Origin of the sequence: Burkholderia sp. ZZQ-2, from assembly GCF_050768715.1 — a bacterium.
GTDB lineage: Bacteria > Pseudomonadota > Gammaproteobacteria > Burkholderiales > Burkholderiaceae > Burkholderia > Burkholderia cepacia.
The window spans coordinates 21151-40579 of sequence record NZ_LDVA01000387.1 but is presented as its reverse complement, the minus strand read 5'-3'; the positions used below and the strand labels follow the sequence as shown (position 1 = coordinate 40579).

Genomic DNA, 19429 nt, shown 5'->3' with positions numbered 1-19429 from the left:
CGTGCGAAACGAGCGTTCGTGCGTCGCCGTGACGGCTTAACGCGGATAGCGAAGCGGGGGCAGCGCTTCGCTATCGTCATAACGGCTATGAATGCGCCGCTTCCGCGTCAGTCGACGAGGCCTGCCGAACGCAGTGCGTCGGCGATTTCAACGTCCGCGCCTTCCGCGAGCGGCAGCAGCGGCGAGCGCACCGTCGCGTGCTCGAGAATCCCGCGAGCCACGAGGCCGTGCTTGAGTGCCACGGTGCCTTCCATGTGCGAGCCACGGTGGTACACATTGCGCGTGACGGGCAGCAGACGATCGTGGATCGCGCGTGCGGCCGCGTAGTCTTTCGCCTTACCGGCCTTGATCAGCTCGATGAGCGGCTCGGGGGCCAGGCCGCCGTAGCCGACCAGTGCACCGTCAACGTCGAACATCGTGTGCAGCAGATACTCGTCGTGGCAGGTCAGGATTTGCAGTTCCGGACGCTCGCGACGGATGATGGGGATTTCAACATCCCAGCGACGCATGTTGCGCACGCCGTTTTTCATCGCGAACACGCCCGGCTGTGCGGCGATTTCGAGTTGCGTTTCGAGGTTGTACGTCGCCTTGGTGGCATCCGGGTACTGGAACAGGATCAGCGGCAGGCCGCTGCCTTCGTAGATGGCGCGGTAGCGGTCCTGCGGCGCACCCTTCTGGTAGCCGAAGCGCAACCAGCCGTGCGACGGATACACCAGACCAGCCGACGCGCCGGCCTCGACCGCGCGCTTCGCTTCGTCGACGGCGACTTGCGTACCTTCGAGCGTGATACCGGCGATGACCGGAATCTTGCCGTCGACGGACTTAACGAAGCTTTCGATGACCTGAGCCTGTTCTTTCTGCGTCATGAACGTGCCTTCGCCAGCGTGGCCGAGCACCGTCAGACCTTTCACGCCTTCAATGCTGCCGAGCCAGGAGCCCAGACGTTGAATTGCTGCATGGTCCACCGCGCCGTCGCGGGTGAAAGGGGTAACGGGTGCCGGGACCAGACCGCGCAGATCGATTGCTTTCATGACGTCTCCAAATGTGAGCTTTTCCGCTCCTCTTTCGTAGAGGAGAGCCCGCTGCTCGTTTCGCTTCAAGCTGGAACAACGGTGCATGCGTTGCAGTGTAGGGATGGACGCCTCATGCGAGAACTGCCTAGCAGCACATTTCAGATATACTGATTTGACATATCTGATTGGAGGCCGGAAAGTGGACTACGCGGCTTGGAAGCTTTTCATCGACGCGGCGGAACTCGGGAGCTTGAGCAAGGCGGCCGTTGCCTACGGAACCAGCCAGCCACATATCAGCCGCCAGATCGTTGAACTGGAGCAATACTGCGGCGGCCGCCTGTTCCAACGGACGGGGCGCGGCGTGGTATTGACCGATTTGGGGGCGCGGATTGCCCCGCGCGTCAGGACATGGCTGGCCAGCACGGAACAGTTATCCAACGACATTCGCAGTTCGGCCGGAGAGCCGATCGGCGTGGTCCGACTCGGAATCTTGCCCTCCACCGCTCATCCGCTGGTCAGCACGCTCTACCATCGCCTTCGAGAACGTTATCCCCTAGTGCAGTTACAGGTGCGCGAGGGTCAGGGGGCTTTGTTGGATACGTGGTTGGAAAACGGCAGTGTTGACCTCGCCATCCTCTTTCGAAATAGCCCGACGCCGAAAGACGGTGACGAGTATTTGGTTGAGGCGGCGACTTACCTGGTCGGCGCGGAAGGCGACCCTTTGACCAAGCACCCTACTATTGCTTTTTCAAAGCTCGACGGGATTCCGCTGGTCTTTTTCTGCCGCCCCAATAGCTGGCGCGACCGGCTCGAACAAATTGCCGGTGAACATCAGGTCTCCCTGAATTTTGCGGCAGAAGCCGACTCGTTGAGTCTGCAGGGCCACATCGTGGCCGATGGCGGCATCTATGGGTTGCTCGGACCTTACGCGATTGCCACTCTTGAAAAAGAATGCCGGTTGCAGGCGTCAATGGTGGTTGAGCCGTCCGTGCCGCGCTTCATTGCGCTGGCCATGTCGCCCCACGGCGAACTGACGCTGGCGTGCCGCACGGTGAAGCAGCTCACCAAGGAGATCGCGCGGTCGCGCGCCCTCTCCTCGGACCTGCGACTGGGCGTGTCCGCTGCCTTTCTGCGGTCCATCTGAAAGCTGTACGCGCGCAACAGTGTGCTTTTCGCAATGTAGTATTGTCAGAATAAGGGTAAATACCTAGCTTTAGGCGCATATACTTCGAGACTTCTAGCAGTACTTCAGTTGAACCGACGCCCAAAATTACGTATGTGATGAAACAGATTATCGTGACGGCTGGCCTCGCCCTGCTCGCCTCGGCTCCCCTTACGTCGTTCGCCCAGAGCGACATGCCGCTCTCGCGCGCACAAGTACGCGCCGAACTTGCGAACCTCGAACAAGCCGGCTACAACCCGCTTTCCGTTGATGTGGACTACCCGGCGGGGCTCCAAAAGGCTGAAGCGCGATTGCAGGCTGAGCAAACGTCATCGCAGCGTCAGGCCGCGATTCAATCCGGCGCACAGCAGCACTGATTTTTGCCGTTCTTTGGACGAAGAGCCGGCACGCCTCGTTTCGGCTGGCCGAATTCGGCCAGGGGCAGAATCATGATCTCTCGCACGGGGTGTCGGCCACAGATGCAGCGACGCTTCCCGGAGACGAACCGTCGTTCGAACGTCACGATGCCGGCGGCCGCGAGCGTCCCTTCCTGGCCGAACGCGGCCGGCCACCGCCCTACAACGCGCGACCGGCGCAGATCGACCCATCTCCGCCATAGGCAGCGTCAGTATCACAGTCTGCAGTTCGCTCCCCAAACAGCCACCCAACTCTCACGGACGCGTTTTCTCGAAGTCGGAAACAGCAATGAATGGGGCTGCGGCACGCCCTAATGGAGCCCTTGTCCTAGCGCAAGAGCTCAACAATCACGACATCAGTGTCGTCTCGCGCCCTCAATACGAGCCGCGCTTCATCTCGAACGGCAATGCCATCGCGTCGCGTCAGCCTGATCGGCCCTATGTCCAGTCGCCCATGATCCGCAACCAAATAAGCCGAACCGGGCATCGGCAAAACGTGCTGCATTGCCGCGCCTTCGCGCAGCGTCGCGATACGCACCCGCGCGTCGGCATGGAGGGGCAAAGCACCCGTGCGGACATCCTCCGGATCGCCGCTCGCCAGTGTGACGAATCGGCCCTCTCGACATCCTGGCGAACAGACCCGCGTCGAGCAGCGCGGCGTACCGGCCGGTGTGCGCGGACGGAGCCAGATCTGAAACTGCCGCGCGGGTATGTTTTCCTCGTTGCGCTCGGCATGATGGATCGCCGTGCCGGCACTCATCACGTGGACGCAGTTGGCAACCAGGCGCGCGCGATTGCCCGCATCGTCTTCGTGGGTGATGGCCCCCGAACGTACCCACGTGACGATCTCGACGTCGCGGTGAACACGAAGCCCGAGGCCCGCGTGCTGCGCGAATTCGATGTCGTTCCACATATGGAGCGGACCGAGCGGCGCATGGTCGGCGTGCCCGACGTCGCCCGCGCGGAAATGTTGGCGGACATCAACGCCGTCGCGCCGGATTGCGTCAAGCGAAGGAAAAGGCCGATGTTCAATCATGACGATGCTCGATTCGAGTGCGCCGGGCGTGGATCGCGATCGTCGAAGACCGCGTCCACCACACCCCGCGTGCTCAACCTGGCTCAGATCTGTTGCTGGCCGCCGTCGACGAACAATTCGATACCGTTCACGAAGCTCGCGTCGTCCGAGGCCAGGAACAGCGCCGCGCCGGCGATCTCTTCCGGTTCACCGAGGCGCCCCATCGGAATCAGGGAAGCCAGGTAATCGGCAAGCCCTTGCCGTTGCGTGGCGTCGTCACCGGCGAGGTCGAGCAGGCCCGGCGTGCGAGTCGCGCCCGGGCTGATCGTGTTCACGCGGACGCGGCGCTCCTTGAGGTCGAGAATCCAGCTGCGTGCAAAGGCACGCACCGCCGCTTTCGAAGCCGAATACACGCTGAACGCCGCGGTGCCTGCGCTACCTGCCGTCGAGCCGGTGAGAATCACCGATGCGCCCTCGGCAAGCAGCGGCAGCGCTTTTTGCACCGTGAACAGCACGCCCTTCACGTTGCGGTCGAAGGTGTCGTCGTAGTGCGCTTCGGTGATGTTGCCAAGCGGCAGCATCGAGCCGCCGCCGGCGTTCACGAACAGGACGTCGAGGCGCCCCTGTTCTTCCTTGATTTGCGCATACAGCGCGTCGAGTTCATCGAGCTGGGTGGAATCCGAACGGACGCCGGTCGCGTTGCCGCCGGCTTCGCGAATGCCTTTCACGGCGGCATCGAGTTCTACCTGTCGGCGGCCCGTGAGATAGACGTGCGCGCCTTCCGCCGCGAAACGTTGCGCGGTGGCGAGACCGATGCCGCTGGTTGCGCCGGTGACGAGTGCGATCTTGTTGTCGAGTTTGCGTGCCATGGTATTGCTCCTTTCGATGGTCGGTGGATGTTTGCGTCGCAGCGGCTTGCTGCGATGTGAGGAGAATATCGACGGCCTTATCTTTTCGAAATAGAATTGATCGCAATTTAACGTTGCATAAATGAAAAGATAAGGACATGGCTCAACTACCCGATTTCGAGGGGCTCGCGATGTTCGCGAAGGTGGCCGAGCACGGATCATTTGCAGCCGCAGCGCGCGCGACCGGCGTGTCGGTCGCCACGGTCTCGCGCGGCGTGGCCCGCCTGGAGGACCGGCTGGGTGCGCGGCTTTTCAATCGCACGTCGCGCCAGCTCTCGCTCACCGAGTTCGGCCGGACGATCAGCGAGAAAGCCGGCGAGATCTATCACCAGGCCGAGGAAGCGGAAAGCTCGGCGCGCGAAATGTCGGTGCAGCCACGCGGGCTGGTGCGGCTGGCCGTGCCGATGTCATATGGGCTGCGTTGGGTTGCGCCGCTGCTACCCGGCTTCTTTCGCGCGTATCCGGAGGTGTCAATCGACCTGCATCTATCGGATGCGTCGGTCGATCTGGTCGCCGATGGGTTCGACGCCGCCCTGCGTATCGCCGCGCTTCCGGATTCATCCCTGGTCGCGCGGCGGCTGTGCGCGGTGACGCAATTCGTGGTGGCGTCGCCAGAATATCTGAGACGTGAAGGACGACCCACGCATCCGCGCGAGCTGGTGGATCGCCCCTGTCTCTCATATGCGTACCGTGCGCGTAGCGCTGTATGGCGCTTCACGAACGACGCAGGCGAGGAGGAGCCGGTGATGCCGACGGGCCCGCTGCGCGTGACGAACTCCGATGCGCTGTTGCCCACGCTGCTCGATGGCCTTGCAATCGCCGAGCTGCCTGAATTCATCGCGGGCGAGTATTTGGCCGATGGCCGTCTTGAAGCGATCCTCACCGACTGGTCGCTGACGAAGGGTGGTCTTTACTTCGTTACGCCGTCGGCGCGCGCGCGGCCCGCGAAAGTCGCGGCGCTGTCGGATTACTTTGCCGAGCACCTTTCCGAGCCAACATGGCGGTGGCCGAAATGATCCATCGGCGCAGTTGATCAGCCGGCGTCCATCGTTGCATTCATGCAATGATGGATTTCAAACGATTCTATTTCGCAAATATTGTCCGATCCGTATTCTCCTTTCCACCGGCTGCACGACATCACGTCGCAAGCCACTGGACCAAGCAAAAGGAGAATCACGATGAATACGCAAGCCACACCGAACACGCCCGATACCGCGACGGTTACCTTCCTCGATGCGCTGAACAGTGCCACCGGCCCAGCAATCGAGACGCTCACGCCCGCCGAAGCGCGCGAAGTCTTGGCAGGCGCCCAGCGCAGCGTGCCGGTCGACGTCTCGGGCATTGACGTCACGCGCCGCACGGTCGAGCAGGACGGCCTGGTCGTGTCGCTTGTCGTCGTCAAGCCGCAGGATTCGCGCGGTGTGCTGCCCGTGTTCATGTTCTTCCACGGCGGTGGCTGGATTCTCGGCGACTACCCGACGCATGAGCGTCTCGTGCGGGATCTTGTTGTCCAGTCGGGCTCGGCGGCGGTGTTCGTCGAATACACGCCTTCGCCCGAAGCGCGCTATCCGGTCGCGATCAACGAAGCCTACGCCGCGACGAAGTGGGTTGCCGCACATGGCGCGGAGATCGGCGTCGATGGTGCGCGGCTGGCCGTCGTGGGCAACAGCGTGGGCGGCAACATGGCCGCGGTCGTCAGCCAGATGGCGAAGGACCGTCAAGGCCCGGCAATCCGCTTCCAGGGCCTCATGTGGCCGGTGGCCGACCACGCGTTCGACAATGCCTCGTACGACGCCTTTGCAAATGGCTACTTCCTGAGCCGCGACATGATGAAGTGGTTCTGGAATGCCTACACGATCGACGAAGGTGAGCGCAACGAACGCTACGCGTCGCCGCTGCGCGCGTCACTCGACGAATTGAAGGGCTTGCCGCCCGCGCTCATCCAGACGGCGCAGTTCGACGTGCTGCGCGACGAAGGCGAAGCATATGGATATCGGCTCGACCAGGCGGGCAACGACGTGACGACGATCCAGTACAAAGGCACGATCCACGACTTCGGCCTACTCAACGTGCTTGCTGCGGACGCACCGACGCGCGCAGCGATGCAGCAGATGGCGACTGCGTTGAAGACGCATCTGCAATGAATCGCATCCTTTAACGCCTTTATCGAGCCGATCATGAACGACGCTAAACAACTGCTTTCCGCTTATCTCGAATCGATTCGTGACCCACGTGCGGCCGCTGCACTGTTTGCCGACGATGGCGTGCTGGAGCTCCCTTATCTGAAGTCGCTTGGCATTGACGGGCGAGCACAGGGGCCAAAAGCGATCGAAGGCTTCATCGCCTCGCTGCTCGCGAAAGTACCGGATTTTTCGTTCAGAAATGTGCGGCTGCTGATCGAAACGCCTGAGCAGGTATTCGCCGAATATGAAGTCGAAGCGCTCGTGCCATCGACGGGGAAAATCTATCGACAGATGTACGCAGGGCGGCTGGTGGCGAACAACGGCAAAATCCTGCTCTTGCGCGAAGCACTGGATACAATGGCTGCGGCACGCGCATTCTCGACGGCGCAGGCCATTTGAAGAGATGACGATGAAAGGCCGCTTGATCAATCGAAGCGGCCTGCCGCTGTTTCATCCCGACTGGTCGCTTCTGGCCGGTTTCCGCCCAACACGGTCGGCTGTAGCCGACCCTGAAGCGACAGTCGCCGGTCCAGAGAGCGGTCATTCAACGTGCGCATCGATGAACGGGCGGATGCTTCGAACGCCTTCTTCGGCGAGGCAAGCCGATGTATCCCGGCGCATCGTCGCGCGCACAAATTTCGCCCGAGATCGAAATCCCGATGAGTCAGTTGGCGCTTAGCTACTACACCCCGGCTGTATCCGCATTCGACTCGCTATTGCTAACACCAATCTCCGTTCGTACCTTGTGCGGCGTTTTGCCAGTCCATGAGTGGAACGCGCGAGCAAAGGAATTGGAATCGTCGAATCCCAGTAGAAAGGAGATCTCGGCGCTAGACATCGTAGTGTTGCCAAGATAGTGATAGGCCAACGATTCACGCAAAGTGTCCAGCGTTTGCTGGAACGAGGTTCCCTCATCTTGAAGCCTGCGCTGCAACGTGCGGACGCTGACCGCAAGTTTTCGACTGATCACTTGCATGGACACCTCTCCTGCCGGGAGCGTCTCCAGCAGGGTACTGCGCACTCTTTCCGCCATACTGGCCGTCCTATCCAAATCCGCTAGTCTCTGACGTAGCGATGGCTCGAAGAACTGCCACATTTTGTGGTTTTCGGTCAGGAATGGCCGCTCGATATCCTCAGCAGCGAATACAACGGTGGCTAAGGGCGCATCTGTCACTGGCACGCCGAAATATGCTTGGTAGGCGGCCACGCTGTCATTCGATTCGCCCGTCGCCAACGGCCAACTCACTCGTAATGGGCGTACCGGACTTCGTGTCGCCAAGCGTGCTAGTTGCACGAAAAAGACCAGCTTGAAAGTGAGAAATACATCGGGTGGCGGCAGGGTGTGATCCAAGAAGTCGATGGAAACTGTGGTGTGCTCGATCGCTCGATCGATCCGAATGATCATGGGCGCTATCAGTCTGACGTACTTCGCGATTCGGTCGAGTGCTCCGCCCATATTTGAACTACATAGCGCGGCGAAAAGCTCGGGATCGAACCAGTCCGACGACATCACCTTTGCGATTTGCAGCGCTGCCGGTACGTCCGCGTTGATTGTCGCTGCCTCGGCCTCAATGGCCTTCCACAACATGAAGAAACTGGTCGGATCGAGGCGAACGTTCTGACGCGAAAACAGATCCCCCGGTAGCTGCGCACGGCGCAAAACCGGCGAAGCTGCAATGCCTGCATCCTGCATCAACAAGCGCCATCCGGGCCAAATGGCATAGTCCGTCGGATGGCCATGCCGACCGCTCGGGGGATAGTTACTTTTCGTATTCATCGCATGAGTCTATCCCGCAGATCGCGCCATCACAATAGCAAAACCCGCCACTTGGGACCGCGTAAATATTGGCGTGTTCGGCGAGTCTGTTGGCGTGATCGGCTAGTGTCCATGGCGCGATCGGCAGGCAGAATGGCAGCAACCGTCGAGGATCGTCAGAATTGGTTTGCACCTCGAATCGCGCGTCATGCCGTTGCCGAGCCAGCATGGCCATCCACTCTAGCCAGCCTCGCCGAGTCGTTCTTGAAGGAGGCCGGCAATGACGAACTCGGATCCATCTACATCAACAATTTTTCGCAAGCCTTCATAGGCCATTTCGAATACCGGGAGCTGGAGAGATGAAGAAGACAATTTTGATTACTGGGGCATCGTCGGGCTTTGGTTTGATGCTGGCGAACAAACTCCACAAGGACGGCTTCAACGTGATCGGCACCAGTCGTCAGCCGGAAAAATACGCGCGGAACGTGCCCTTCAAGTTGCTGCGCCTTGATATCGACGACGACACTTCTATCGAGTCGTTCACGCATGAGCTTTTCACCTATACGAAGCAACTTGACGTTCTCGTCAACAATGCGGGCTACATGGTGACGGGTATCGCTGAAGAGACACCGCTTGAAGTCGGGCGGCAGCAGTTCGAAACGAACTTCTGGGGAACGGTCAAGGTCACGAACGCCTTGCTCCCCTTCTTTCGCAAGCAAAAGAGCGGGCAGATCATCACCGTCAGTTCCATCGTTGGCTTGATCGGCCCGCCGAATCTGTCCTATTACTCGGCTTCGAAGCATGCGGTCGAAGGTTATTTCAAAGCCCTGCGTTTCGAGCTGAACCAGTTCAACATCAAAGTCAGCGTGGTCGAGCCGGTGTGGTTCAAAACCAACCTTGGACAAAATTCGGTTTCGTCTACAGGTGGCAATATCCCCGACTACGACGCTTACCGCAAACAGGTTCGTGCCGCCACGCAAAAAGGTATCGATGAGGCCGAGGCGCCTGATGCGGTTGTGCACACCATCACGAAAATGATCGGCACGAAAGAACCGAAGTTCAGCAATCCGGTTGGCAAGATGACGGGGATGATTCTTTTCCTGCAAAGCTATGCGCCCAAGATGTTCGAAAGCTCGATTCTCAAGAGCGTCAGGACCGCCGGATAAGCACGCCGGAGGCGAGTAGAACGAACCGAACCGTCAAGCTAGAACGGTTATGGTTCAGAATATTCAATAAGGAGTATTGATGAAATATTACCTGTGCAAGTTCATTCCTCCGCGACCCGACTTTCTCGCGACAATGTCGGACGACGAGTTGAAGTTGATGAAGCGACATGGCGCCTTTCTCGATGAGTTGTTCGCGCAAGGCGTGATCGTGGCACACGGTCCTGTGATTGATGACACTGGTGGCTATGGTGTCTCCCTCTACCAAATTCCGGACGAGGATGACATTGCCGCTTTCACCTCACAAGATCCCATCGTGCAAAACGGCGTCGGTCACTACGAGCACTACGTCATGCTGCGTTTGACATCGCACAACTGACCCACTCTCTGTAAGGAAGTCTTCATGAAAATCCAAGGTTCTGTCGCGCTCGTTACGGGTGCCAATCGCGGACTGGGTGCAGCCTTCACCCGCGCCTTGCTTACCGCTGGCGCGGCCAAGGTCTATGCAGCAGCGCGCGAAGCGTCCACCGTCACCGCATCTGGCGTGGTGCCCGTACGGCTCGACGTGACTCGCGCCGATCAGGTCGAAGCGCTCGCCCGCGAATTGGGCGACGTCAGCTTGCTGGTGAACAACGCCGGCATCGGAGGCTCCGGCGCAGTGCTTGCACCATCATCGATCGATATGCTGCGACAGCAGTTCGAGACAAATGCCGTGGGGCCGTTACGGATGGCGCAAGCGTTCGCGCCGATCCTGGCGGCGTCTGGCAGTAGTGCCATGATCAATGTCATTTCCGCGCTCAGTTGGGCGACTCTGCCAGGCATTACCGGCAGTTACAGCGCATCGAAGGCCGCCGCTTGGGCCTTGAGTAACGCGATGCGGCAGGAATTAAGTGCCCAAGGCACAGAAGTTCTTTCGCTGCATGTCGCCTTCATGGATACCGACATGGCGCGGGGCGTACCCGGCCCCAAGGCTTCCCCAGACGAGGTTGCGCGTATGGCTCTCGCCGCATTAGAGGCCGGTCACTCAGAACTCTTGGCGGATGAGGTTACCCGCAGCGTACATGCTGGCCTGACGGCAGTGCCACCGATGTATCTAGGAATGCTTGGATGACGCCCGGTCCGAGGCGCGCCCCGAGCCACGGGAATGAGCTGCACCGGCTATCCTCTCTCTTGGGACGATGTTCGTTGTGTCCGGTGGAGGAGGCAAGTACGGTCACACTTACTCCAGCGTAGCCAATTCAACGGATTACTTCATCAGGCGGCCCGGCGCATCTGCGAAACGGCCCGCGCGCGCACCGCGAACGTCAGGATAACCGCACCGGCGAGCGCCGACGCGCCCGCAAGCACGAACGCACTTGCATACCCACCACCATACTGGACGAGCCAGCCGGTCAAGCTTGGCGACAGGATGCCTGCGAGATTCGCGAGCAGATGAACGAACCCGCCGGCCGAGCCGACGCGTTCGCGAGGCACGATTTCCTGCAGCAACGACCAGCAAGCCTGCGGTGCCATGAACGCGAAAAGGCTTGCGATCGCGATCAACGTGACGGCCGCGCCGAGCGAACTCACCCGTGACGCCAGCAGCACGCACGCCGCCGCCACCGCCAGCCCGACGACGATCACGATCTTGCGCGCGAACAGCACGTCGCCGGTGCGCCGGTAGATGCGGTCCGACACGGTGCCGCCGGCCACGAAACCGACGGTCGCGCCGAGCCAGGGCAGAATCCCGACGACGCTCATCTGCTTGATGTTTAGATGCTGGTAGTCGGTGAGATAGCTGGGCAACCATGACAGGAAGAAATAGAGCACGTAGTTGAAGCTGAAGAACGCGAGCGCGACGCCGAGCACCGGCCGCGACAGCAGATCGCGCAGCAGCGGACGCGCGGCGCGCTCGTCCGCATGCGCATCCAGTGAGACGCCGACCGTCCGGTCGGATGCGATCTCGCGCACCTCTTCCGGCGACACGCGCGGGTGGCTCGCCGGATCGTCGCGGAACAACGCCCACCACGCGGCCAGCCACACGAAGCCGAGCGTGGCGATCACGACGAACGAAACGCGCCAGCCAAACTGCAGCGCAACCAGGCCGACGATCGGCGCCGCGATCGCCGCACCGAGCGGCTGCCCGGCGTTGGTCCAGCCGACCGCGCGCCCCGCTTCGCGGCGCGGGAACCAGTTCGAGATCGCCTTGTTGGTGGTCGTCCCCATCGGCCCTTCGCCGATCCCGAACGCGACGCGCACGATCAGTAGGTGCGCGAACGACCCGGCGAGCGCGGTCGCGCCGCAGAACAGAGACCACACGCCCGCCGCGCACGCGAACACGCGACGCGGCCCGAACCGGTCCGCGGCCCAGCCGCCGACGAAGCAAAACACGCAGTAGCCGATGAAGAAGCTGCTGAACAGGATGCCCATCTGCGCGTCGTCGATGCCGAGTTCGCGCTTGATGATCGGCGCGACGACGGACAGCGCCGCGCGATCGAGATAGTTCAGCATGCCGGCGCCGAACAGCAGCGCGCCGATCCACCAGCGGTAACGCGTTTTCATGTTGTCTCCTGTCGAGCCGGGCACGTGCCTGCGCATCCGCCCGGCTTCCTGATTTCCGATTGCGCCGCCACACCGGCAACGGCTTCGCGTGCGTGCGCCGAGCGCACCGTTCCTGCGTTCAACCGATCGTCGCGTGCGCGATCGTGTTGCGTGCCAGCACTGCTTCGTCCGGCAAGAAGCCAAGCCCGGGCACATCGGGCAAGCGCAGCCGCGCCCCGGGCCGCTGCCCGTCATGCAGCCGCTCGGGCCAGTCGAGATAGGGAATTTCGAGCGCTACATCGTCCGGTAGCGTCGCGACCACGTGCGCGGTCGCCAGCAGCCCCGCTCCGTAATAGAAACAGTGCGGCACAACCCGCACGCCGTGCTCCGCCGCAAGCGCGATCACTTCCGCGATGCCGGTCGGTCCACCGATCTTCGCGATGCTTGGCTGCGCGACGTCGAGCGCGCCGCGTTCGAACAGGTCGCGAAAGCCCGCGACGCCCGACGCGTTCTCGCCCGCCGCGATCGGCACGCCGGCGCCGCGCACACGCGCGATGCCGTCCGCGTCGTCGCAAGGCCACACCGGTTCCTCGATCCAGCCGAGCCGCAGGTCGGCCAGCTCGCTCACATGCCGCAGCGCGTCGCTCGCCGTCCACGGGCAGTTCACGTCGACCATCAGTTCGCTGCCGGCCGGCAGTGCCGCACGCGCGGCCGCGATAGCCGCACGTTGCGTCTCGTGCAGCTTGATGCGCCGAAACCCTTCGTCCGACGCCCGCCGCACGTGGCGCGCGACTTCATCGGGGTCGTTGTCGTAGTTGACCAGGCTCGCATACACGTCGATCTCCCCGCGATGGCCGCCGAGCCAACGATATAGCGGCACACCGGCCGCCTGCGCGGCGAGGTCGTGCAGCGCCGTGTCGATCGCGGACAATGCGTACAGCACCGGTCCGGTGCGGCCGAACGCATGCAGCGCGCGATCGGCCGCGTCACGCAATGCGGCGATCCCGTGCCGCGTCGGCTCGAATTCGGCGCCCTTGAACCAACGGCCAACCGGGCCTTCGAGCGCGGCGAACGTGACGGGATTGATCAGATGACCGAATGCTTCGCCCCAGCCAACGCGCCCTGCGTCATCGGTGAGCCTGACCAGCAGCGACTCCATGCGACGCAGCGAGCGGTCTGCGGCGTTATACGTGTCGGCGACGGTCGGTTCAACAGCGGCGACGGGACGGCGGCCCGCATCGAATGCGAGCGAGATGCGAATGACTTCGATGGTGACGATTTTCACGAACGTATTCCCGGTGCGGCGAGTCGGGGGAAACTATGCGGCCGACGGCCGAAAGTGCGATGTGACGGACGACAGCACTCGTGCGAGATCGTTCGATTGGGCAACGTCGGCCTTCACATTGATCAGTCATCGTATAACTAAAGCCGTCTTTTCGCAAGCCATCTCTCAACACACATCTGCATACTCACTGGGATCTATCACATCCATCACATGTGACATCTTATGACTAATGGTGAACGGAAAAATGGAATCCGATGCTTCGCAAAACTAAGAGCGGCGGCATGGTTTGGCGCATCAGGCGAGACCAAGGCGGAAGCTCTATCGCAACTCGACATTAGGGCGTCCGTCGTCACTCCCCTGGACGTAATAAAAGCGACCCTGCTGCATGCGACCGCCTATTCGGGTATTCCGCATCGTCTCATCGCGTTCAAGGCCGCGCATGAGGTGCTGGTGGCGGAGGGGGTGTTGAAGTAACGACGCGGTTGAAGCCGGGGGTTCCGTCATCGGACACCCCGGCATGGGCGAGCGCTCGCGCCCGCCGTCATCACAGCGCGTTCGGCGCCCCCTTCCCGTCAAGCACCGCCGCGACGTTGTCGAGCGCGGTAAACCCCATCTGGTCGCGCGTCTCGACGGTTGCGCTCGCCATGTGCGGCGACAGAAACACATTGTCGAGCGCGGCAATGCGCGGATCGATGTTGGGTTCGTTCCGGTAAACGTCGAGCCCTGCGGCGAACAGCCGATGCGACGTCAACGCATCGTAAAGCGCATCCTCGTCGACGAGACTGCCGCGTGCCGCATTCACGAATACCGCACCGGCGCACAGCAAGCCGAATTCGCGGCGGGTCATCAACGGCGTGCCGCCGCCGGGCACGTGCAGCGTGAGGATGTCGCACTGCGGGAGCAGCGTGTCGAGATCCGCGCAATAGCGTGCACCGGCCTCGATCTCGGGCGGCGCGGGACGCCGGTCGGTATAGACGATCTTCATCCCGAAGCCGCGAGCGCGCTGCGCGACCGCACGGCCGATCCGCCCGAAACCGACGATTCCGAGCGTCTTGCCGTTCACGCGCGTGCCGAGCATGTCGGTCATGCCGAACGACTTTCCCCACCCCGCGCGCACGATACGCTCGTACTCCGATGCACGCCGGCACGCGGCCAGCACCAGCAGCATCGTGAAATCGGCCGTGCAGTCGGTCAGCGCATCGGGGGCGTTGCTGACCGCAATTCCGCGTGCGCGTGCGGCAGCGACATCCATGTGGTCGTACCCGGCGCTCGCGTTCGCGATGATCTTCACGCTCGGCGGCAATGCTGCGATGTGCTCGGCCTGCAGCCCCGATTTCTTGCCGATCAGCACCGCCGGCGTCTCGTAGCGGTTGCAGAACTCGACGACGGACGGCGCGTCCATGTCGGCGTCGGTTACATAGGCGTTGAATTCGGCCGCCGCACGCGCGGCCACCGCGGCGGGAACGCGTCGCGCAACCAGCAGCTGGGTGCGATTGTTGTCAGGCATGGTCTCGTCCTTGGTTCGGATAACGGAACACAGCCTACGAAGCGCAGTCGGCGCAGGTCAATATTGATTGGTTCGATCAACATGTCCGCGCGGCATTGAGCGACCGGATGATCGACCGATTCCGATCATGTCCTCTGCCATGCGCGATGCCGTGCCGGCGCGCGAACAGCGCAGCCGCGAACTCAGGAAAACCCTGACGCCAGCCTGTCTGGACGGGGCGGTTGATATTGATTGAAAGAATCAAGATTGCTGCGAAATCGTCGCCGCGCAATGCTTTTTGCATGTTCAACGGACTGAAGACGAGGGCGTGAAAATGCAGGCAGAGAAAAAAATCGCGGCGGTGACGGGTGCCGGCACCGGCATCGGACAGGCCGCTGCGGTAGCGCTCGCGCAAGCCGGCTTCAGCGTCGCGCTGCTCGGCCGGCGCATCGATCCGCTACTCGCGACGCAAGAGATCATCGAGCTGGCCGGGGGCGTCGCAGCGGCGATTCCAACCGACGTGTCCGACGAAACGTCGGTCGATGCGAGCTTCACGCGGATTGCGCATGACTTCGGCCGCCTCGACGTGCTGTTCAACAACGCGGGCCGCAACGCAGGCGCCGTGCCGCTCGACGATTATTCGCTTGAGTTCTGGAACGACGTGGTCGCCACCAACCTGACCGGCGTGTTCCTGTGCGCCCGCGCCGCGTGGCGCCAGATGAAGCGCCAGACGCCGCAAGGCGGCCGCATCATCAACAACGGTTCGATCTCCGCGCACACGCCGCGCCCGCACACGATCGCGTACACGGCCACGAAGCACGCGGTCCTCGGCATCACGCGTTCGCTTGCCCTCGACGGTCGACCGTTTAACATCGCCTGCGGCCAGATCGATATCGGCAACGCCGCGACCTCGCTCACGGAGCGCATGGACAGCGGCGTGCTGCAGGCCGACGGCCGCATCGCGCCCGAGCCGCGCGTCGACGTCGTGCATGTCGCGAGCGCGATCGTGCAGATGGCGAGCCTGCCGCTCGAAGCGAACATTCTGAACATGACGATCATGGCAAGCGCGATGCCCTTCGTCGGACGCGGCTGACCGGACGCGCGCCGGCACACGCGGCAGGTGCACCAGCACAACCATCACAAAACAGGAGACGACATTGAAAACCGCTGAAGAACAGGTTTCGGTCATGCGCGGGTTCGACGCGCACGCAGGCGCCGCCAGGCGATCGCGGGTGCGCTACGGCGTGCTGTCGATGCTGCTGGTGGCCACCGTCCTCAACTACGTCGATCGCTCGGCGCTCGGCATCGTCGCTCCGGCGTTGTCGAAGGATCTCGCGCTTACCCGCGTGCAGATGGGCGAGCTGTTCGCGGTGTTCGGCCTCGCATACTCTATCGCGCTGCTGCCGGCAGGCGTGCTCGCCGATATGCTGGGCTCGCGCGTCGCGTATGCGCTGTCGCTCGTCGGATGGTCGCTGGCGACGCTCACGCAAGGGCTCGCGCACGGCTATCACATGCTGCTCGGTTCGCGGCTAGCGATGGGCGCGCTCGAAGCGCCCGCGTTTCCGTCGAACGCGCGCGCCGTGACGATGTGGTTCCCGGTCCAGGAGCGTGGCTTCGCGACGAGCGTGTACGTGATGGGTCAGTACATCGGCACGCCGCTCTTCACCGGGCTGCTGCTGTGGATCTCATCCGCGTTCGGCTGGCGTACCGTGTTCTTCGCGACCGGCGCGTTCGGCATTCTGTTCAGCGTCGTCTGGTACCGGCTCTATCGCGATCCGTCGCGCCATCCACGCGTCAACGCGGCCGAGCTGCAGTACATCACCGAAGGGCAGCCGGTAGTGACCGCGCGCGACCGATTCGACTGGTGCATGGCGCTGCGCCTGCTGGGCTATCGGCAGATCCTCGCGATCTGTCTCGGCAAGTTCTGCAACAACACGCTGCTGGTGTTCTTCACGACCTGGTTCATGACCTACCTTGTCGAGGAACGGCACATGTCGATGATCAAGGTCGGTTTCTTCCAGGCGATGCCGTTCATCGGCGCGACGCTCGGTATCCTTATCGCGGGCTATTTGTCCGATCTCTGCATCCGGCGCGGCGTATCAATGTCGTCGTCGCGCAAGGCGCCCCTCGTGATCGGTACCTTCCTCGGCGCATCGATCGTGCTCGTCAATTTCGTGCAGTCGAACGCGCTGGTGATCGCGATCCTAACCGTCGCGTTCTTCGCACAGGGAATCGGCTCGATGTCGTGGGCGGCGGTGTCCGAGATCGCGCCGAAACGCTATGTCGGGCTCACCAGCAGCATCACGAGCCTCGCCGCGAATATCGCAGCCGTCACCACGCCGCTGATGATCGGCTACGTGACGCAGCACACCGGCAACTTTTTCTGGGCGCTGAACCTGATGGGTGCGATCTGCCTCCTCGGCACGCTGTCGTACTCGGTGCTGCTCGGCAAGCTGTCGCGTATCGAGCTCTGACCCGGTTCGCCCCCTTTTACGCTCCACTGCACGTACCGCACACGACCATGATCGAATTCAAATGGGATCACCTGCAACTCTGCTCGGCTGATGCCGAGGCCACCGCCGCGTGGTTCGCGCGCTGCCTGAACGCCGAAATTGTGCGGCGCCCCGGCCGCGTCGACCTGCGGATCGGGGCGATCAACCTCTTCATCACGGCGCTGCCGGACGCATGTCCGGCGATCGTGCCGGACGGCGCGCGCATGCAAGGGATCGACCACTTGGGCGTGCTTGTCGAGGATCTGGATGCGGCTTACGCGCATCTGGTCGACAACGGCGCGGAGATCGTCCAGCCCGTCACGCGGATCCGCGCCGGCGTGCGCGGCTGTTTCGTGCGCGCGCCCGGCGACATCCTCGTCGAGGTGCTGGAGCGGCGCCCGGCCGAGATGACATTCAACTGAACCCGGTCTATAGTCGGCGCAAGCGGCCGCGCACCGGCCGCATCCTCATCACGACTCCCCATGCAGAACTGGATCACCCTGACGGAAGCGGCGCGGCGGCTCGGCGTGCGGGCGCAGACCGTCTACGCGTACGCGAGCCGCGGCAGCATTGCCGTGATGCAGGATCCCGACGATCCGCGCAAGAGCCTGTATCGGGCCGAGGATGTGGTCGCGCTGTGCCGCAAGAAACAGGTCGGCCGCAAGCGAGCGGCGCTCGCGGCCAGCACGATCTTTGGCGCCGAGCCGTGCATCTACAGCGGCATCACCACGTTCTCGAAAGGACGCGCGTGGTATCGCGGGCGCGACAGCGTTCAGCTCGCAGACACCGCCACGCTCGAGGAGACGGCCGCGCTGCTCTGGCAGGCCACCACGCCCGTGTCGTTCGATCCGCCCGCGTTGGCACTACCGCCCGGCGAGCGAGACCGGCAATGCGCGTTCACCATGCTCGCGACGCTGGCCGCGCACGGGCACTCGACGCTCGGCCGTCTCGACAGCGCACTGCACATCGAGGCCGGGCAGCTCGTCGCGATCGTGTCGCGCGCGTTCGGCGCGCACGACGATGCCGGCGCAAGCCCGCTTCACACCCATCAGCGGCTCGCGGCCGGCTGGGGCCTCGACAGCCATGGCGCAGACCTGTTGCGCCGCGCGATGGTGCTGGTCGCCGATCACGAGATCACGAGTTCGGCATTTGCCGCGCGCATCACCGCATCGACCGGCGCGTCGCTGGCAGGCTGCCTGCTGACGGGGCTCGCGACGTTGTCGGGGCCGCTGCACGGCGACGCGTCGGGACGCGTACGTGCGGTGTTCGACGACGTGCAACGATTGGGTGCCGAGCGCGTCGTCGATCATCACCTGAAGTCCGCGATCCCGATTCCCGGTTTCGGCCATCATCTTTACCCCGACGGCGATCCGCGCGCGGACGCGCTGCTTGCGCGGCTCGATCCGCCGACGGAACTCGCGCACTTCGTCGACAAGGTCACGACGCTCACCGGCCAGCGGCCGACCATCGATGTCGCGCTGGCGATGCTGTCGGTGCAGCTTCAGTTGCCGCGCGATGCGGCGTTCGGGCTGTTCTCGATCGCGCGCAGCGTCGGACTGCTCGCACACTGCATCGAGCAGCTGCGCGTCGGCAAGGTGATCCGGCCGCGCAGCCGCTATACGGGGCCGACGCTCGACGATCGGCATCTGCGGCCCGCCGCTGACGACGACGGCAAACAGACGAAAGTCGGCGTGATCAACAAGAACCGCCTGTTCAAGGTGGTGGAGTAACCTGCCGGACAACCGTAAACCAGATTTAGATTATCTCCGTTTGCGAATAAAAGTTGTCACTGGCCGCGGCTGCGAAGACCGGTGTCAACTCCTCCGCGGCGCCGTCAGTGGCGGTCACGCGTTGTGCCAAACCTGAACTTGAACCGACAATCGTACCGTAGCGATAAGGTTCCCTATCCTGCTTGCGCATGCAGCCCAACGTCAGGAGCTGTACGAGACAGCGAATGGCCATTCTGGCGCGCCGCGAACGACTCTGAACGACCCTGAGCCGCCGTACTGGCTCAGATAACTGTAACGACC

General features: G+C 62.6%; 20 protein-coding genes and 1 pseudogene. 14 read left to right on the top strand and 7 right to left on the bottom strand.

The annotated features are described in order from the left end of the window. Nucleotides 1-107: 107 nt before the first annotated feature. On the bottom strand, nt 108-1031 hold the full coding sequence (locus ABY44_RS40510; protein ID WP_011548553.1) for a dihydrodipicolinate synthase family protein: 924 nt from the start codon (nt 1029-1031) through the stop codon (nt 108-110). Between the two features lie 181 nt (nt 1032-1212). Between ABY44_RS40510 and ABY44_RS40505 the strand changes: the two genes are divergently transcribed. Together ABY44_RS40505 and ABY44_RS40500 are read left to right on the top strand one after the other, a co-directional pair. Then, nucleotides 1213-2157, top strand: coding sequence for a LysR family transcriptional regulator (locus ABY44_RS40505; RefSeq protein ID WP_011548554.1), 945 nt, complete (start codon nt 1213-1215; stop codon nt 2155-2157). Nucleotides 2158-2294: 137 nt separating this feature from the next. After that, nucleotides 2295-2552, top strand: a complete 258-nt coding sequence (locus tag ABY44_RS40500) for a DUF4148 domain-containing protein (RefSeq protein ID WP_011548555.1) — start codon at nt 2295-2297, stop codon at nt 2550-2552. 367 nt (nt 2553-2919) lie between these two features. Here the strand turns inward: ABY44_RS40500 and ABY44_RS40495 are convergent, their stop codons facing one another. Beyond that, nucleotides 2920-3627, bottom strand: coding sequence for a pirin family protein (locus tag ABY44_RS40495; protein WP_011548556.1), 708 nt, complete (start codon nt 3625-3627; stop codon nt 2920-2922). Between the two features lie 83 nt (nt 3628-3710). Then, nucleotides 3711-4475, bottom strand: a complete 765-nt coding sequence (locus ABY44_RS40490) for an SDR family NAD(P)-dependent oxidoreductase (protein ID WP_011548557.1) — start codon at nt 4473-4475, stop codon at nt 3711-3713. A gap of 137 nt (nt 4476-4612) precedes the next feature. Here ABY44_RS40490 and ABY44_RS40485 point away from each other — a divergent pair, with 137 nt between their 5' ends. From ABY44_RS40485 to ABY44_RS40475, 3 genes are all read left to right on the top strand, one after another. Continuing rightward, a complete protein-coding gene (locus ABY44_RS40485; protein WP_011548558.1) occupies nt 4613-5530 on the top strand; it encodes a LysR family transcriptional regulator in 918 nt (305 codons plus the stop codon). Between the two features lie 162 nt (nt 5531-5692). Then, nucleotides 5693-6658, top strand: coding sequence for an alpha/beta hydrolase (locus tag ABY44_RS40480; protein ID WP_011548559.1), 966 nt, complete (start codon nt 5693-5695; stop codon nt 6656-6658). Between the two features lie 33 nt (nt 6659-6691). Continuing rightward, the gene (locus ABY44_RS40475) at nt 6692-7096 is read left to right on the top strand and encodes a nuclear transport factor 2 family protein (protein ID WP_011548560.1); all 405 of its coding nucleotides are present in this window, start codon (nt 6692-6694) and stop codon (nt 7094-7096) included. 283 nt (nt 7097-7379) lie between these two features. On the opposite strand, the gene ABY44_RS40470 is transcribed toward ABY44_RS40475, so the two are convergent. Further along, the gene (locus ABY44_RS40470; protein WP_011548561.1) at nt 7380-8474 is read right to left on the bottom strand and encodes an AraC family transcriptional regulator; all 1095 of its coding nucleotides are present in this window, start codon (nt 8472-8474) and stop codon (nt 7380-7382) included. A 132-nt stretch (nt 8475-8606) separates the two neighbouring features. On the opposite strand from ABY44_RS40470, the gene ABY44_RS40465 reads away from it, so the two are divergent. From ABY44_RS40465 to ABY44_RS40450, 4 genes are all read left to right on the top strand, one after another. Beyond that, nucleotides 8607-8816, top strand: a complete 210-nt coding sequence (locus tag ABY44_RS40465; RefSeq protein ID WP_124920132.1) for a hypothetical protein — start codon at nt 8607-8609, stop codon at nt 8814-8816. Beyond that, nucleotides 8813-9619 (top strand): SDR family NAD(P)-dependent oxidoreductase, encoded by an 807-nt coding sequence (locus ABY44_RS40460; protein WP_011548562.1) that lies wholly within the window; start codon nt 8813-8815, stop codon nt 9617-9619. The genes ABY44_RS40465 and ABY44_RS40460 overlap by 4 nt, the downstream gene beginning before the upstream one ends. Nucleotides 9620-9698: 79 nt before the next feature. Further along, complete coding sequence (locus ABY44_RS40455; protein WP_011548563.1) at nt 9699-9995, top strand: YciI family protein; 297 nt, start codon at nt 9699-9701, stop codon at nt 9993-9995. 24 nt (nt 9996-10019) lie between these two features. Further along, on the top strand, nt 10020-10727 hold the full coding sequence (locus ABY44_RS40450) for an SDR family oxidoreductase (RefSeq protein ID WP_011548564.1): 708 nt from the start codon (nt 10020-10022) through the stop codon (nt 10725-10727). A 143-nt stretch (nt 10728-10870) separates the two neighbouring features. On the opposite strand, the gene ABY44_RS40445 is transcribed toward ABY44_RS40450, so the two are convergent. Both ABY44_RS40445 and ABY44_RS40440 read right to left on the bottom strand, forming a co-directional pair. Further along, on the bottom strand, nt 10871-12157 hold the full coding sequence (locus tag ABY44_RS40445) for an MFS transporter (protein WP_041489432.1): 1287 nt from the start codon (nt 12155-12157) through the stop codon (nt 10871-10873). 118 nt (nt 12158-12275) lie between these two features. After that, nucleotides 12276-13421 (bottom strand): mandelate racemase/muconate lactonizing enzyme family protein, encoded by a 1146-nt coding sequence (locus tag ABY44_RS40440; protein ID WP_011548566.1) that lies wholly within the window; start codon nt 13419-13421, stop codon nt 12276-12278. A gap of 363 nt (nt 13422-13784) precedes the next feature. Between ABY44_RS40440 and ABY44_RS40435 the strand changes: the two are divergent. After that, a pseudogene (locus ABY44_RS40435) lies at nt 13785-13895 on the top strand (carboxymuconolactone decarboxylase family protein); the annotation flags it as partial. A gap of 70 nt (nt 13896-13965) precedes the next feature. Here the strand turns inward: ABY44_RS40435 and ABY44_RS40430 are convergent. Then, nucleotides 13966-14928, bottom strand: coding sequence for a 2-hydroxyacid dehydrogenase (locus tag ABY44_RS40430; RefSeq protein WP_011548567.1), 963 nt, complete (start codon nt 14926-14928; stop codon nt 13966-13968). Between the two features lie 313 nt (nt 14929-15241). On the opposite strand from ABY44_RS40430, the gene ABY44_RS40425 reads away from it, so the two are divergent. From ABY44_RS40425 to ABY44_RS40410, 4 genes are all read left to right on the top strand, one after another. Then, complete coding sequence (locus tag ABY44_RS40425) at nt 15242-16000, top strand: SDR family oxidoreductase (RefSeq protein ID WP_011548568.1); 759 nt, start codon at nt 15242-15244, stop codon at nt 15998-16000. 94 nt (nt 16001-16094) lie between these two features. Next, nucleotides 16095-17381, top strand: coding sequence for an MFS transporter (locus ABY44_RS40420; protein ID WP_011548569.1), 1287 nt, complete (start codon nt 16095-16097; stop codon nt 17379-17381). A gap of 47 nt (nt 17382-17428) precedes the next feature. Beyond that, nucleotides 17429-17821, top strand: coding sequence for a VOC family protein (locus ABY44_RS40415; RefSeq protein WP_011548570.1), 393 nt, complete (start codon nt 17429-17431; stop codon nt 17819-17821). Nucleotides 17822-17881: 60 nt separating this feature from the next. After that, nucleotides 17882-19129 (top strand): citrate synthase family protein, encoded by a 1248-nt coding sequence (locus tag ABY44_RS40410; protein WP_011548571.1) that lies wholly within the window; start codon nt 17882-17884, stop codon nt 19127-19129. Nucleotides 19130-19429: the final 300 nt, after the last annotated feature.

Coding starts and splice junctions, on each gene's coding strand:
- ABY44_RS40510 (WP_011548553.1), bottom strand. CDS start 1,031: ATGAAAGCAATCGATCTGCGCGGTCTGGTCCCGGCACCCGTTACCCCT.
- ABY44_RS40500 (WP_011548555.1), top strand. CDS start 2,295: ATGAAACAGATTATCGTGACGGCTGGCCTCGCCCTGCTCGCCTCGGCT.
- ABY44_RS40495 (WP_011548556.1), bottom strand. CDS start 3,627: ATGATTGAACATCGGCCTTTTCCTTCGCTTGACGCAATCCGGCGCGAC.
- ABY44_RS40490 (WP_011548557.1), bottom strand. CDS start 4,475: ATGGCACGCAAACTCGACAACAAGATCGCACTCGTCACCGGCGCAACC.
- ABY44_RS40485 (WP_011548558.1), top strand. CDS start 4,613: ATGGCTCAACTACCCGATTTCGAGGGGCTCGCGATGTTCGCGAAGGTG.
- ABY44_RS40480 (WP_011548559.1), top strand. CDS start 5,693: ATGAATACGCAAGCCACACCGAACACGCCCGATACCGCGACGGTTACC.
- ABY44_RS40475 (WP_011548560.1), top strand. CDS start 6,692: ATGAACGACGCTAAACAACTGCTTTCCGCTTATCTCGAATCGATTCGT.
- ABY44_RS40470 (WP_011548561.1), bottom strand. CDS start 8,474: ATGAATACGAAAAGTAACTATCCCCCGAGCGGTCGGCATGGCCATCCG.
- ABY44_RS40465 (WP_124920132.1), top strand. CDS start 8,607: ATGGCAGCAACCGTCGAGGATCGTCAGAATTGGTTTGCACCTCGAATC.
- ABY44_RS40460 (WP_011548562.1), top strand. CDS start 8,813: ATGAAGAAGACAATTTTGATTACTGGGGCATCGTCGGGCTTTGGTTTG.
- ABY44_RS40455 (WP_011548563.1), top strand. CDS start 9,699: ATGAAATATTACCTGTGCAAGTTCATTCCTCCGCGACCCGACTTTCTC.
- ABY44_RS40450 (WP_011548564.1), top strand. CDS start 10,020: ATGAAAATCCAAGGTTCTGTCGCGCTCGTTACGGGTGCCAATCGCGGA.
- ABY44_RS40445 (WP_041489432.1), bottom strand. CDS start 12,157: ATGAAAACGCGTTACCGCTGGTGGATCGGCGCGCTGCTGTTCGGCGCC.
- ABY44_RS40430 (WP_011548567.1), bottom strand. CDS start 14,928: ATGCCTGACAACAATCGCACCCAGCTGCTGGTTGCGCGACGCGTTCCC.
- ABY44_RS40425 (WP_011548568.1), top strand. CDS start 15,242: ATGCAGGCAGAGAAAAAAATCGCGGCGGTGACGGGTGCCGGCACCGGC.
- ABY44_RS40420 (WP_011548569.1), top strand. CDS start 16,095: ATGCGCGGGTTCGACGCGCACGCAGGCGCCGCCAGGCGATCGCGGGTG.
- ABY44_RS40415 (WP_011548570.1), top strand. CDS start 17,429: ATGATCGAATTCAAATGGGATCACCTGCAACTCTGCTCGGCTGATGCC.
- ABY44_RS40410 (WP_011548571.1), top strand. CDS start 17,882: ATGCAGAACTGGATCACCCTGACGGAAGCGGCGCGGCGGCTCGGCGTG.